Origin of the sequence: Streptomyces lomondensis (assembly GCF_014651035.1) — a bacterium.
Classification (GTDB): domain Bacteria; phylum Actinomycetota; class Actinomycetes; order Streptomycetales; family Streptomycetaceae; genus Streptomyces; species Streptomyces lomondensis.
Window position 1 is genome coordinate 292,034 of sequence record NZ_BMWC01000009.1, and the last position, 12,576, is coordinate 304,609.

The 12,576-nt window shown below is 72.8% G+C and carries 12 protein-coding genes; 3 read left to right on the forward strand and 9 right to left on the reverse strand.

Features of this window, described 5'->3' with window-relative positions:
* Window positions 1-108 precede the first annotated feature (108 nt).
* The gene (locus IE255_RS28270; protein ID WP_190053196.1) at window positions 109-618 is read right to left on the reverse strand and encodes a metallophosphoesterase family protein; all 510 of its coding nucleotides are present in this window, start codon (window positions 616-618) and stop codon (window positions 109-111) included.
* Window positions 619-905: 287 nt separating this feature from the next.
* Between IE255_RS28270 and IE255_RS28275 the strand changes: the two genes are divergently transcribed.
* Both IE255_RS28275 and rfbC read left to right on the forward strand, forming a co-directional pair.
* Window positions 906-2,849 carry a glycosyltransferase family 2 protein gene (locus IE255_RS28275; RefSeq protein WP_190053197.1) on the forward strand — a complete coding sequence of 648 codons (1,944 nt, stop codon included), beginning with the start codon at window positions 906-908 and terminating at the stop codon, window positions 2,847-2,849.
* A gap of 4 nt (window positions 2,850-2,853) precedes the next feature.
* A complete protein-coding gene (rfbC, locus tag IE255_RS28280) occupies window positions 2,854-3,462 on the forward strand; it encodes a dTDP-4-dehydrorhamnose 3,5-epimerase (protein ID WP_190053198.1) in 609 nt (202 codons plus the stop codon).
* A gap of 86 nt (window positions 3,463-3,548) precedes the next feature.
* Here rfbC and IE255_RS28285 read toward each other — a convergent pair whose 3' ends face one another.
* From IE255_RS28285 to IE255_RS28315, 7 genes are all read right to left on the reverse strand, one after another.
* Window positions 3,549-4,352, reverse strand: a complete 804-nt coding sequence (locus IE255_RS28285) for a class I SAM-dependent methyltransferase (protein WP_190053199.1) — start codon at window positions 4,350-4,352, stop codon at window positions 3,549-3,551.
* The gene (gene rfbD / locus IE255_RS28290) at window positions 4,339-5,226 is read right to left on the reverse strand and encodes a dTDP-4-dehydrorhamnose reductase (RefSeq protein WP_190053200.1); all 888 of its coding nucleotides are present in this window, start codon (window positions 5,224-5,226) and stop codon (window positions 4,339-4,341) included. Before rfbD ends, IE255_RS28285 begins: the two co-directional genes overlap by 14 nt.
* Window positions 5,223-6,203: a dTDP-glucose 4,6-dehydratase gene (gene rfbB / locus IE255_RS28295; protein ID WP_190053201.1), complete on the reverse strand. Its 981-nt coding sequence runs from the start codon at window positions 6,201-6,203 to the stop codon at window positions 5,223-5,225. Before rfbB ends, rfbD begins: the two co-directional genes overlap by 4 nt.
* On the reverse strand, window positions 6,200-7,267 hold the full coding sequence (locus IE255_RS28300; RefSeq protein ID WP_190053202.1) for a glucose-1-phosphate thymidylyltransferase: 1,068 nt from the start codon (window positions 7,265-7,267) through the stop codon (window positions 6,200-6,202). The genes rfbB and IE255_RS28300 overlap by 4 nt, the downstream gene beginning before the upstream one ends.
* Before the next feature lie 104 nt (window positions 7,268-7,371).
* Window positions 7,372-7,545: a hypothetical protein gene (locus tag IE255_RS28305; protein WP_190053203.1), complete on the reverse strand. Its 174-nt coding sequence runs from the start codon at window positions 7,543-7,545 to the stop codon at window positions 7,372-7,374.
* Between the two features lie 190 nt (window positions 7,546-7,735).
* Window positions 7,736-8,155 (reverse strand): CBS domain-containing protein, encoded by a 420-nt coding sequence (locus IE255_RS28310; protein ID WP_190053204.1) that lies wholly within the window; start codon window positions 8,153-8,155, stop codon window positions 7,736-7,738.
* Window positions 8,156-8,228: 73 nt separating this feature from the next.
* Window positions 8,229-9,155: a LysR family transcriptional regulator gene (locus IE255_RS28315; RefSeq protein WP_190053284.1), complete on the reverse strand. Its 927-nt coding sequence runs from the start codon at window positions 9,153-9,155 to the stop codon at window positions 8,229-8,231.
* Window positions 9,156-9,320: 165 nt separating this feature from the next.
* Between IE255_RS28315 and IE255_RS28320 the strand changes: the two genes are divergently transcribed.
* Entirely contained in the window at window positions 9,321-10,016 is a 696-nt protein-coding gene (locus IE255_RS28320; protein ID WP_190053205.1) for a type 1 glutamine amidotransferase domain-containing protein, read from the forward strand.
* 80 nt (window positions 10,017-10,096) lie between these two features.
* Here the strand turns inward: IE255_RS28320 and IE255_RS28325 are convergent, their stop codons facing one another.
* Window positions 10,097-12,547: a SpoIIE family protein phosphatase gene (locus IE255_RS28325; RefSeq protein ID WP_190053206.1), complete on the reverse strand. Its 2,451-nt coding sequence runs from the start codon at window positions 12,545-12,547 to the stop codon at window positions 10,097-10,099.
* Between the last annotated feature and the right edge of the window lie 29 nt (window positions 12,548-12,576).

Consider the following 12,576-nt stretch of genomic DNA (forward strand, 5'->3'; position numbering starts at 1 on the left):
GGAGCGCGCTCGGCCACGTGGACCAGGACGAGACGGGCGTGCCGCGTCCGGGAGGTACCCCTCGTCCTGCCCCATGAGCCGGTCATGTCACGGGCCTCTCCACGGCCGTCAGCGCGGTGTGCGGGGCGGCAGCCGGTGCAGTTCCACGTCGGTGAGCCGGCCGTCGGCGACGGTGGCGGTCATGTACGTGCAGTGCGGCTGGCGGCGGCGGTCCGTCGGGGAGCCCGGGTTGAGCAGGCGCAGGCCGGTGGGTGCGGTGGTGTCCCAGGGGATGTGGCTGTGGCCGAAGACCAGCACGTCGAGATCGGGGAAGCGGGCCGCGCAGCGCTGCTCCCGGCCCTGCTTGGGACCCGTCTCGTGGATCACGCCGAAGCGCAGCCCGCCCAGTTCCGCGTACGCCACCTCCGGCAGCCGGGCGCGCAGGTCCGGCCCGTCGTTGTTGCCGTAGACGCCGACGAGCCTGCGGCTGCGGGCCTCCAGCAGGTCGAGGGTGGCCGTGTCGACCCAGTCCCCGGCGTGGAACACGACGTCGGCGTGCGGGAGTTCGGCCAGCAGGGGGGCGGGCAGTTCCCTGGCCCGCTTGGGCAGGTGGGTGTCGGACATCAGGAGCAGGCGCACGTTCCTCACCCTAGAGGGTGGCGGCGCAATATCCACTTATACGGATGAACCGGCATTCAGGTTGCCCCCCCCGCCTGGGGCCACGGCGTGGACGTCCCCGGCTGACGCGCATCCCCGGCCGCGAACAGGCCGACGGCACAGCCCAGTTGCCCTCCGCCGAGATGATCACGGCACGGTCTCGGCGGGGGTCCGCACGTGAGACCGCCCACCCGACCGGGTTAGCATCGGGCAACGCGCAGTACAACAGGACGTCTACGGCAAGCGACCCGAAGGGGCCCGGAAACCCGATGCCGGTCAAGGTCAGCGTCATCGTCCCCGTCTACAACCCGGGGATCTACATCGAGGACTGCATCTCCTCGCTCCAGAGGCAGTCGCTGCCTCCCGACGAGTACGAGGTGATCTTCGTCGACGACGGCTCGACCGACGAGACCCCGGCCCGGCTCGACCGGCTCGCCGCCGAGGATCCCCGGGTGAAGGTCATCCACCAGGAGAACTCCGGCTGGTCGGGCAAGCCCCGCAACGTCGGCATCGAGGCCTCCCGGGGCGAGTTCGTCATGTTCGTCGACAACGACGACTACCTGGGCGACGAGGCCCTGGAGCGGATGTACGACTACGGCGTGGCCAACGGCGCCGACGTCATCGTGGGCAAGATGGCCGGCAAGGGCCGCGGGGTGCCGGTGGAGCTGTTCCGCCGCAACCACCCGCGCGCCACCGTCGAGAACGCCCCGCTGATCGACAGCCTCACCCCGCACAAGATGTTCCGCCGTGCCTTCCTGGACCGCATCGGCCTGCGCTTCCCCGAGGGCAGGCGGCGCCTGGAGGACCACGTCTTCATCGCCGAGGCGTATCTGCGCGCGGAGAACGTCTCCGTGCTCAGCGACTACGTCTGCTACTACCACCTGCGGCGGGACGACGGCTCCAACGCCGGTTTCGAACGCTTCGATCCCGTCGGCTACTTCAAGAACCTCCGCGAGGCCCTCGACGTCGTCGAGCGGTACACCGAGCCCGGACCGGTGCGCGACAAGCTCTTCCGGCGCTGGCTGCGCGTGGAGATGGTCGAGCGGCTGCGGGCCCGGCGCCTGCTGAAGCTGCCGGACGACTACCGCAGGGAGCTGTTCGCGGAGATCCACGAGGTCGTCGTCGAGCGGTTCGGTCCCGGTGTGGCGGCCGGGCTCCAGCCGACGCAGCAGGTCGTCGCCGCGCTGACCGCGGCCGACCGGTACGACGACGTGGTCTCCTTCGCCGAGTGGGAGGCCGGTGTCGCGCCCCGGGCGACCCCCGCGGACGTGGAGTGGCGGGAGGGTTCCCTCCGGATCGCCTTCACGGCCGAGTACCTGTCCGGCGGCGAGCCGATGACCTTCCCCGCCGACGCCGGGGCGACGCCGCTGGACGACGCGCCGAAGGACGTGTCCGAGGCGGTGGCGTGGGTGGCCTCGGAGACCGCCGCACGGTTCCCGCAGGCGACGGCCGATCTGCTGCTGCGGGAGCGCTCCAGCGCCGCGCAGTACTTCCAGCCGGTGGAGTTCAGCCGGGAGACCGTGCCCGTCGGGGACGGCGAGAAGGTCCGGCTGGTGCTGCGGGCGACCGCCACCGTCGATCCCGCCGGCCTGCCGGGTGACGGCGTCTGGGACGCGGTCGTCCGGGTCAAGCTGGGCGGCTGGACCAAGGAGTGCCAGCTCGGTCCGGCGCCTCGCGCGAGCCGGCCCACGCCGGACGTCGCAGTCGTCGACGACCGGCCCGTCCTGCCGTACTGGACCGAGCCGCACGGCAACCTCTCCCTGGAGCTCGGCGCGCGGGGCAAGCGGCTCGGGCTGGGCCGGGTGCGGCCGGCGGACGTCACCGTCGCCGGGGACGGTTTCCGTGCCCGGCTTCCGCTGCACGTCCCGGGTGACAGCGAGGTGCGGCTGCGGTTCGTCTCCGCCGAGCGGATCCTCGACGCGCTCGGCACGCTCGTCCCCGCGCCGGACGGACGGGGCGCGGTGCTCGTGGCGGACCTGCCCGCCCGGGACGTCTCACGCGGCGTCTGGCGGGTGGCCCTGTGCCCGACCCCGGGTGCCGATCAACCCCGCTTCACCGGCCTGCCGTTCGCCCTGCGCGTCACGGGCGGCACGGTGCAGGTCGTGCCGGTGCCGGGGCCCGGTGTCGCGCTGAAACTGGCCAAACGGGCTCGGCGCGTGCTCGGCGCGGCGCGCCGGAAAGTGATTTCCCGTATCAGGACCGGAGGGCAGTGACAGCATGCGACCACTGGGGATAGAGGGCGCCTGGGTTCTGGAGCCCAAGATCTTCCCGGACGACCGGGGCAGCTTCCACGAGTGGTACCGGGGCGAGGAATTCCGCGAGGCCACGGGCTACGACCTGTCCCTGGCCCAGGCCAACTGCTCGGTCTCCCGGCGGGGCGTGCTGCGCGGTGTGCACTTCGCGGATGTGCCGCCCAGCCAGGCCAAGTACGTCACCTGCGTGCGCGGCGCCGTCCTGGACGTGGTGATCGACATCCGGGTGGGCTCCCCCACCTACGGGCGGTGGGAGGCCGTACGCCTCGACGAGGACACCCGGCACGCGGTGTTCATCGCCGAGGGCCTGGGGCACGCCTTCATGGCCCTCACGGACGACGCCACGGTGGTGTACCTCTGCTCGGCGGGCTACGCCCCGGAACGCGAGCACGGCATCCACCCGCTCGACCCGGCCCTGGGCATCTTCTGGCCGGAGGGCATCGCCCCGCTCCTGTCCCCGAAGGACGAGCAGGCGCCGACCCTGGCCGAGGCGGAGCGGCAGGGCCTGCTGCCGTCGTACGAGGCCTGCCGGGCGTATTACGAGGAGCTGCGGGGCGGCCGGGGAACCGGCTGACCTCTCCCCCACCACCAAGCCCGTGCCGTGGCACGGCGAGAACGTCGACGAGGCGCCGGCCGCTGGATGGCGGCCGGCGCCCGTGTTCAGCGGCTGACCCCGACCTGTTCCACGGCCCGGCGCAGGGGCTCCCAGCCCACGGAGCGGGGCAGGCCGCGGTTGCGGGCCTGGGTGAGGGGGCGCCAGAAGCGGGCTCCGAGGAGGTCCTCGGGACGTACCGCTCCGGCCCGTTCCAGGATCGCCTCGGGGACCTTCTGCGGGTCGGGCACCTTGTACTCGGCCATGATCTCGTCGTACTTGTCGTGCAGGACCCGGTTGTCCGGGTCGGCGCCGAAGACGACCAGCTGGCCGGTGGGGGCGGTGTCCACCAGGACCGTGACCAGGTCGGGGCGGTAACGCGCCAGCACCTCGGTGATCTTGTAGACGTCACCGGTCCAGGCGTTGGTGTGCCGGTCCCGGGCCGCCTCGTCGACGCTGCGCGGCAGCATGTCGTCGAGGACGATCACGCTGGACCAGTCCGAGTACTTCTCGACGTTCATGAAGTCGCGCAGCGCGAACTCGAACAGGTGCATGCCGTCGATGAAGGACAGGTCGAGCGTGGTGCGGCGCCAGTAGCCGATCGGGCTGCGGCCGCGGCGCAGGTTGCGCAGGGGGTGACGCCCGCCCTTGAGGTGCTGCAGCGGGTTGTCCCGGGCGAAGAAGTCGTCGCTGGTGGCCTTCACCAGGTGGACGTCGCACTTCAGCTCCGAGACCACCTTGAAGGCGGGGTCGATCGCGATGCTGGGGACGCGGGACAGCGTCAGGCTGCGCCCGTCGTTGACGCCGATCTCCAGGTAGTTGCGATTGGCGCTGACCTTGTGCAGTTCCCGGAGGAACTCATGGCGTTTCACGAGGGAGACCTTCCTTGCGGATGCGGGGCAGTGCTTCGTGCAGGGCGGAACGCCACTCGCGCGGCAGCGGCAGGCCGATCTCCTGCCACCGGCGGTGTGCGAGGGCGCTGTACGCCGGGCGGGGCGCGGGCCGGGGGAAGGCCGCGCTGCTGGTGGGGCGTACCCGGTCCGGGTCGGCGCCGATGAGGGAGAACACCTCACGGGCCAGCTCGTACCAGGTCGCCTCACCCGAGCTGGTGGCGTGGAAGACGCCGTGCGCGTCGGGGCCGAGCCGGGGTCCGAGGTCGGCGATCCGCTCGGCGACGTCCGCGCTCCAGGTCGGCTGCCCGCGTTGGTCGTCGACGACGTCGACGGTGTCGCGGCGGGCTTCCAGACCGATCATGGTCCGCACGAAGTTAGCGCCGTGGACCCCGTAGAGCCAAGCCGTGCGCACGACCGCGCTCGCCCCGGGCAGCTCTTCGAGCACGGCCCGCTCCCCGGCCAGCTTGGTGCGGCCGTAGGCGGTGCGCGGGCCCGTCGGGTGGTCCTCCGGGTAGGGGGAGGTGCGGGCCTCGCCGGAGAAGACGTAGTCCGTGGAGACGTGGACCAGGCGGGCGCCGTGTGCGGCGCAGGCCCTCGCGAGCAGGCGCGGGCCGTCGCCGTTGATCGCCAGGGCGCGGGCCTCGTCGGTCTCGGCGTCGTCGACGGCCGTGTACGCGGCGCAGTTCACGACGAGGTCGGGGCGGTGCTCCCGCACGGCCGCGTCGACGGCTTCGGGGCGGGTGATGTCCAGGGCGGCCCGGTCGAGGCCCACGACGGTCGCGCCGCGCCGGGTGAGCTCGTCGACGACGTCATGGCCGAGCATCCCGCCCGCTCCGGTGACCAGCCACCTCATGCGCGCTCCTGGGCGACGCGCCGCTTCAGGGGCTCCCACCAGGCGCGGTTGTCGCGGTACCAGGCGACCGTCTCGGCGAGGCCGGTGGTGAAGTCGTGGCGGGGCCGGTAGCCGAGTTCGTCGCGGGCCTTGCTCCAGTCGACGGAGTAGCGCAGGTCGTGGCCCTTGCGGTCCTCGACGTACTCCACCCGGTCCCAGCCCGCGCCGCAGGCATCCAGGAGCAGGCCGGTGAGTTCCTTGTTGGTCAGCTCGGTTCCGCCGCCGATGTTGTAGACCTCGCCGGGCCGGCCCTTGGTGCGGACCAGGTCGACGCCCTGGCAGTGGTCGTCGACGTGCAGCCAGTCGCGGACGTTGCGGCCCTCGCCGTACAGCGGCACCTTGTGGCCGTCGAGGAGGTTGGTGACGAACAGCGGGATGACCTTCTCGGGGAACTGGTGCGGGCCGTAGTTGTTGGAGCAGCGGGTGACGCGCACGTCCAGGCCGTGGGTGCGGTGGTAGGCGAGGGCGAGCAGGTCGGAGGAGGCCTTGGAGGCGGAGTACGGGGAGTTGGGCTGGAGCGGGTGGTCCTCCGGCCAGGAGCCGGACTCGATGGAGCCGTAGACCTCGTCGGTGGAGACGTGCACGAAGGGGCCCACGCCGTGCCGCAGGGCGGCGTCCAGCAGGGTCTGGGTGCCCAGCACGTTGGTGCGGACGAAGTCGGCGGCGCCGGTGATCGAGCGGTCCACATGGGACTCGGCGGCGAAGTGCACGACCTGGTCCGCGTCGGCCATGAGCTTGTCGACCAGCTCGGCGTCGCAGATGTCGCCCTGGACGAACTCCAGCCGCGGGTGGGTCAGTTCGAGGTTGTCGAGGGTGCCGGCGTAGGTGAGCTTGTCCAGCACGGTGATGCGCGGCGCGTCGGGCGTGTCCGGGGCGAGGGTTGCGCGGACGTAGCGGGAGCCGATGAACCCGGCGGCGCCGGTGACGAGGAGATTCATGAAGTGATCTGCACCTTGCTGTGGTCTCCGAGGACGAGGCGGTGGGCACTGGGGACGCTGGGGGCCGGCGTCACCTCGACGTGCCGGCCTATCAGCGAGGCCTCGATCCGGCCGACGCCCAGGATCGAGGAGTCCCGCAGCACGATGGAGAACTCCAGTTCGCTGTCGGTGATGCGGCAGTTCTCCGCGACGGAGGTGAAGGGACCGATGTAGGAGTTGCTCACGAGGGTGGCCGAGCCGATGACGACGGGCCCGACGATGCGGGAGTTGACGATCCGCGCGCCCTCTTCCACGACCACCCGCCCGATGGTCTCCGAGGCGTCGTCGACGTCGCCGTCGATGCGGCGCTCCATGACTTCGAGGACCGTGCGGTTCACCTCGAGCATGTCGCCGACGTTGCCGGTGTCCTTCCAGTAGCCCTTGATGACCGTGGAGCGCACGTCGGCGCGGGAGTCGATCAGGTGCTGGATGGCGTGGGTGATCTCGAGTTCGCCGCGCCAGGACGGCTCGATGGCGCGGACCGCGTCGTGGATCAGGGGCGTGAACATGTAGACGCCGACCAGCGCGAGGTCGCTCTTCGGCTGGTCGGGCTTCTCCTCCAGGCCGATCACCTGGCCGGACGGGTCGAGTTCGGCGACACCGAAAGCGCGTGGGTCGGCCACGCGCGTGAGCAGTATCTGGGCGTCGGGCCGGTGTCTGCGGAACTCGTCGACGAGGCCGGTGATACCGCCGACGATGAAGTTGTCGCCGAGGTACATCACGAAGTCGTCGTCGCCGAGGTAGTCACGGGCGATCAGTACCGCGTGGGCCAGCCCCAGGGGCCGCTCCTGGGGGATGTAGGTGACCTTGAGGCCGAACGTCGACCCGTCGCCCACCGCTTCCTCGATCTCCGCGGCCGTCTCACCGACGATCATCCCCACGTCGGTGATGCCGGCCTCGGCGATCGACTCCAACCCGTAGAAGAGCACAGCCTTGTTGGCCACTGGCACCAGTTGCTTGGCCGACGTGTGTGTGATCGGCCTCAGCCGTGTTCCTGCACCGCCGGACAGCACGAGAGCCTTCATTCAGCTCACCTTAGTCGCGATCCGGCGGATGTGAACATCACTTCGTCGGGTTGTCGACGCGCGGCGTTACCCGGAACGTCACCGCGCGGCCTCCTGGGAAGCGGTCAGTCCTCGCCCCTGACGATGTTCCACTCGGGCCCGGAACGCGCTGTCGCGGGGGCGGCCCGGTCCTCGACGGCGGGGAGGCAGGTCCACAGTGCGGTCTTTCCGCGCAGGCGGCGTGCCTTCGACCAGCCGGTCTCGGGCCGACGGGCGGGGGGCTTCTCAGTGGTCTCCATGGACGTCACGGCTCATCATCTTCCTTCTGCATCCGCTGCCGTTCGAGTCCCCAGGGACAAACCGAACAAACCCGGGCCGGGACGCCTGTGCCGCGACGCCGAACTCGCGCCCCCGGCACGGCTGTTCGCGCGACGTACGACGGTCCCGCGCACGGGAGCGTGCGCGGGACCGTCCGGTGGGCCGCCGCCGTCAGGTGTTGGGGCGCGCGGCGCTGATGTCGCCCAGCGCCGACTCCGGGTCGCGCTCCATGGCCATGTCGCCCAGGGAGACGATGCCCACGGGGTGCCCGTGGTCGACGACCGGGATACGGCGCACGGAGTGCTCGCGCATCAGCTGCACCGCGTGGTCCAGGTCCTCGTCGGGGCCGACGGTGACCAGGTCGTCGCTGCACGCGCCGGCCACGGTGGTCTGCTCCGGGTCGCCGCCCTGGCTGATCGACCGGACCACCAGGTCGCGGTCGGTGACCACGCCGCGCAGATCGTCGCCGTCCGTCACCAGGACGACTCCGAGATCCTCGTCGCGCATGATGCGCGCCACCTCGGCGACGGAGGTCTGTGGCTCGACGGTGACCGGGTCGCCGGTCATGATGTCGCGGACATGCTGAGCCATGACGTTCCTCTTTCCTCGGCTCTTGCTGGTTTCTCCGTCCTGCGCGCCCCGGGTACCCGGTCGATCCGCGGGGTCACCAGGTGCGGGCGGCCTCCAGCAGACGATCGCGGACGAGGGTGACGTGCGGGTTGTCCGAGGTGCCGGGCCGCTGGACGAGGAAGCCGGTGTTGATCGGCGCGTCCTCGGGAGCGTGGAGAGGGACCAGGGCGCCGGACGCCAGGTCGGCGGCGCACAGGTAGCGCGGCAGGACGCTGAAGCCGGCACCGGCCGTGACCAGCGCCAGCACGGCCCGCAGGTCCGGCACGGAGACGGCGGCGCGGCAGTTCAGGCGACGGCCGAAGACATGCCGCCAGTAGCGGCGCACGATGGGCAGGTCCTCGGCGTACGTGATCAGCGGTACGTCGTGCAGCGCGGCGGGCCCGTCGGCGGCCAGGCGCTCGGCGACGCGGTCGGCCCAGGCGGGGGCGGCGACCAGGACGAACTCCTCGTCCGTCAGCGGCACCGCGGACAGGGTGCGGCCGCGCGGCCGGGTGGTGGAGATGACCAGGTCGTGGCGGCCGGCGCGCAGTTCGTCGAGCAGGGGCTCGGTCAGCCCCATGGCGACGCGCAGCCGTACGCCCTCGGTGACGAGCGGGGCCAGGGCGGGCAGGGCCCGGGTGGACAGCAGCTCGGCGGGCCCGGCCAGGTGGACCGGGTCGGCGCGTGCCGCCTCCCGCTCGCCGTGCCCGGTGGCCTCGGCGAGCGCGTCGAGGGGTGCCGCGACGCGGGCCGCGAGGTCGTCGGCCACCGCGGTCGGGGCGACGCCGCGCGGCAGCCGTTCGAAGAGCTGCCGGCGGGTCTGCCGTTCCAGTGAGCGGATCTGAACGGTGACGGTGGGCTGGGACAGGCCCAGGAGCTGTGCGGCGGCCGTGAAGGAGCCGGACCGGTAGACGGCCAGGAAGGTGCGCAGGAGGTTCAGGTCGGGCTGCGCGGGCGGGCCGCCGGCGCCGAGAGGGTCGATGGGCCTCACACGACCCGACCCTACCGAGCTCCGCCATGAAGAACCCTATGGCTGCCATGGGATCCGCCATTGGAAAACCGGCGGTCCGAGGGCCTACGGTCGGGAGCGTCCCAGTCATCGCCGCGCTGTCCGGCCGCGGCCCGCCCCCACGGAGATGCACCCACCATGTCGAAGATCCTCTTCGTCGTCACCGGCGCCGACACCTGGACCCTGGCCGACGGCACCGCGCACCCCACCGGCTTCTGGGCCGAGGAGGCCGTCGCCCCGTACGAGGCGTTCCGGGCCGCCGGCCACGAGGTCGTCGTGGCCACGCCCGGCGGTGTCGTGCCCACCGTCGACCGGGCCTCCCTGGCTCCCGAGGTGAACGGGGGCCGGGAGAACGCCGACCGGATCGCGAAGGCGCTGGAGTCCTTCACCGAGCTGCGGCATCCCGTCCGTCTCGAGGACGTCCGGCTGGACGACTACGCGGCCGTCTTCTACCCCGGCGGCCACGGCCCGATGGAGGACCTCGCCGTGAAGGCCGACTCGGGCCGGCTGCTCGCCCGGGCCCTGGAGTCGGGCAGGCCGCTCGGTGTCGTCTGCCACGGGCCCGCCGCGCTGCTGGCCGCCGTCGGGGCCGACGGCGCCAACGTCTTCGCCGGCTACGAGGTCGCGGCCTTCACCAACGCCGAGGAGATCCAGGGCGGCCTCGCCGACCGTGCGAAGTGGCTGCTCCAGGACCGCCTCACCGAGGCCGGTGTGACCGTGCGGGCCGGCGAGCCGTGGGCCCCGAACGTGGTCACCGACCGCAACCTGGTCACCGGCCAGAACCCGGCGTCGTCCGCACCGCTCGCGGAGGAACTGCTGAAGCGGCTGGGCTGATCCCGGGGCGCCGGGGCGCCGCCGGGCGGGCGGCACGGGCCGACAGCTGGCCACACACCGGACCAGCCCCGTCACGCCGCTCAGCGGCCCAGCGTCAGTTCCGCCCACACTTGCTTGCCGCCGCTGACCGGCAGGGTGCCCCAGGCCGCGGAGAGGGCCTCGACGAGGAGGATGCCGCGGCCGCCCGTGGCCTCCCAGCCGATGCTGGTCGGGCGGACCGGGCTGCGCGGTGAGGCGTCGGCGATGGCGACGCGCAGGCGGTTGTTGACGAGGGTGAGGTCCATGCGGACCCGGCCGTCGGTGTGGACGAGGGCGTTGGTGACGAGTTCGGAGACGACGAGGAGGACGGTGTCGAGGTCCTCGGTGACGCCCCAGGCGCGCAGGGTGCGCCGGGCGAAGCGGCGGGCGTGCCCGACCGCCTGCGGCACGCGCCACACCGTCCAGCTCTCCCGCAGCGGCCGGAGGGTCAGGCCGTCGTAGCGCAGGAGGAGCAGGGCGACGTCGTCGCTGCGCCGGGCGTTGCCGAGGAGGGCGTCGGCGACCAGCCCCAGGTCGGCGGGGGTGGCGGCGGCCAGCCGGGCGGCGAGGCGGTCCATGCCCTCGTCGATGTCGGCGTCCGGTGACTCGACGAGCCCGTCCGTGGCCAGGGCGATCACGGTGCCGGGCGGGAGCCGCAGCGGGCTCATGGGGAAGTCGGCCTGCGTGATCACACCGAGGGGCGGGCCGCCCTCGGCCTCGGCGATCTCCGTGCCGCCGTCGGGGTAGCGCAGCACCGGCGGCGGGTGCCCGGCGCGCACGCACCAGGCGGAGCCCTCCTCCAGGTCGACGTCGACGTAGCAGCAGGTGGCGAAGAGGTCGCTCTCCATGTCCATGAGCAGCCGGTTGGCGTGCGCGACGACCACGTCCGGCGGGTGCCCCTCGACGGCGTAGGCGCGCAGGGCGGTGCGCATCTGCCCCATGAGGGTGGCGGCCCCCGCGCTGTGGCCCTGGACGTCGCCGATGACGAGGGCGACGTGGTGGTCGGGCAGCGGGATCACGTCGTACCAGTCGCCGCCGAGCTCCAGCCCGGCCGTGCTGGGCAGGTAGCGGGCGACGGCCACCGCGCCCGGCAGCCGGGGCAGGCGGCGCGGCAGCAGCTGGCGCTGGAGCATGCCGACGAGTTCGTGCTCGGCGTCGAAGGCGCGGGCCCGCACCAGGGCCTGCCCGGCGAGGCCCGCGCAGGCGGTGAGCAGGGCGCGTTCGTCGGAGCCGAAGTCGTGCGGGGTGTCCCAGCCGATCAGGCAGCACCCGGCCATCCGGTTCCCGGCGGGCAGCGGCAGTACGGCGAGGCCGCCGGGGCCGACCTCGCCCAGGGCGGGTTCCAGGGGCGTGCCGGCGGGCCAGATCCGGGCGCGGCCCTCGCGCAGGGCGGCGGCGAGGGTGGGCATGGCGCGCACGGGCGCGTCGGGCCACTCGCCACGCCACTCCGTGCGCCACAGCTCGGGCCAGGCCTCGGGTTCGGGCGGGTCGAGGACGGTGACGACGAGCCGGTCGCTCTCCAGCTCGGCGAGCGCGATCCGGTCGGCCCGCAGCGGCCGGCGCAGGGCGGCGACCACGGCCTTGCCGACGTCGCGGACGGTGACGGCGGTGGCCAGCGCGGCGGCCAGGCGCTGGACGCGGGCCACGTCGGTGACGTCGGAGCGCAGTGTGGAGGCGTCGGCGACGGTGCCCACGAGCCGTGCCGGACGGCCCTCGCCGCCGGGCAGCAGGCGCCCGCGCAGCCGGAGCCACTTCGGCGGCCCGGTGGGCTGGAGCACCCGGAACTCCAGCTCGCGGTCGCCGATGGACATGTGGTCGGCCTCCACCACGGACATCAGCGAGGGCAGGTCCTCCGGCACGGTCAGGCTCAGCAGGGTCTCGACGCGGCCGTCGAACTCCACGGGGTCGAGGCCGAACAGGTCCAGCAGGTCGTCCCCGACGCGGACGCGGCCGGTGTCCATGGCGAGGCTGAACGCGCCCGGCGGCAGTTCACCGCCCTCGGCGGGGGCGGCCGGGGCGGGGAAGGCGACCGCCTCGGAGATGAGTTCCAGGCACTTGCGGTCGTCCGTGTCGAATCCCCCGGGGCGCTCGCTCACGGCGAGCAGGCAGCCGCCGCCGTCGCCGTGCACGGGCAGGGCGGTGAGGAAGAAGTCCCCGGAGGGGACGCGCCGCGCCTGGGCGTGCTCGGCGAGTTCCGCCGGGCTCAGTGACACCGTCCGCCCGTCGCGGTGGGCCTCGGCGACCGGGGAGCGCCCGGCACGGGGATAGCTGTCGCGCAGTCCGTACAGCGTCCTCGGCACCCCGGCCGACTCCATCAGGCACAGCAGTTCGCCGTCCTGGCTGGGCGCGTACACGGCGGCGAGGGCCGCCCCGGCGAAGACGAGGGCCTGTTCGAGCACGCGGCGCACCCGTTCGGGCGACTCCTGATCGACCGCGATCGCTTTGAGGGCACCCTCGGCACGCAGCGTTCGCGTTCCGCGCTCCTGGGCGCCCCGACTGACCACGTTGGCCATTACAGCGCTTATGAGACACCTGCGCAGCC

Excerpts from the sequence above, each read along its gene's own strand:
- IE255_RS28275 (WP_190053197.1), top strand. The coding sequence starts at position 906 with ATGCCGGTCAAGGTCAGCGTCATCGTCCCCGTCTACAACCCGGGGATC.
- rfbC (WP_190053198.1), top strand. The coding sequence starts at position 2,854 with ATGCGACCACTGGGGATAGAGGGCGCCTGGGTTCTGGAGCCCAAGATC.
- rfbD (WP_190053200.1), bottom strand. The coding sequence starts at position 5,226 with ATGAGGTGGCTGGTCACCGGAGCGGGCGGGATGCTCGGCCATGACGTC.
- rfbB (WP_190053201.1), bottom strand. The coding sequence starts at position 6,203 with ATGAATCTCCTCGTCACCGGCGCCGCCGGGTTCATCGGCTCCCGCTAC.
- IE255_RS28300 (WP_190053202.1), bottom strand. The coding sequence starts at position 7,267 with ATGAAGGCTCTCGTGCTGTCCGGCGGTGCAGGAACACGGCTGAGGCCG.
- IE255_RS28305 (WP_190053203.1), bottom strand. The coding sequence starts at position 7,545 with ATGGAGACCACTGAGAAGCCCCCCGCCCGTCGGCCCGAGACCGGCTGG.
- IE255_RS28310 (WP_190053204.1), bottom strand. The coding sequence starts at position 8,155 with ATGGCTCAGCATGTCCGCGACATCATGACCGGCGACCCGGTCACCGTC.
- IE255_RS28320 (WP_190053205.1), top strand. The coding sequence starts at position 9,321 with ATGTCGAAGATCCTCTTCGTCGTCACCGGCGCCGACACCTGGACCCTG.
- IE255_RS28325 (WP_190053206.1), bottom strand. The coding sequence starts at position 12,547 with ATGGCCAACGTGGTCAGTCGGGGCGCCCAGGAGCGCGGAACGCGAACG.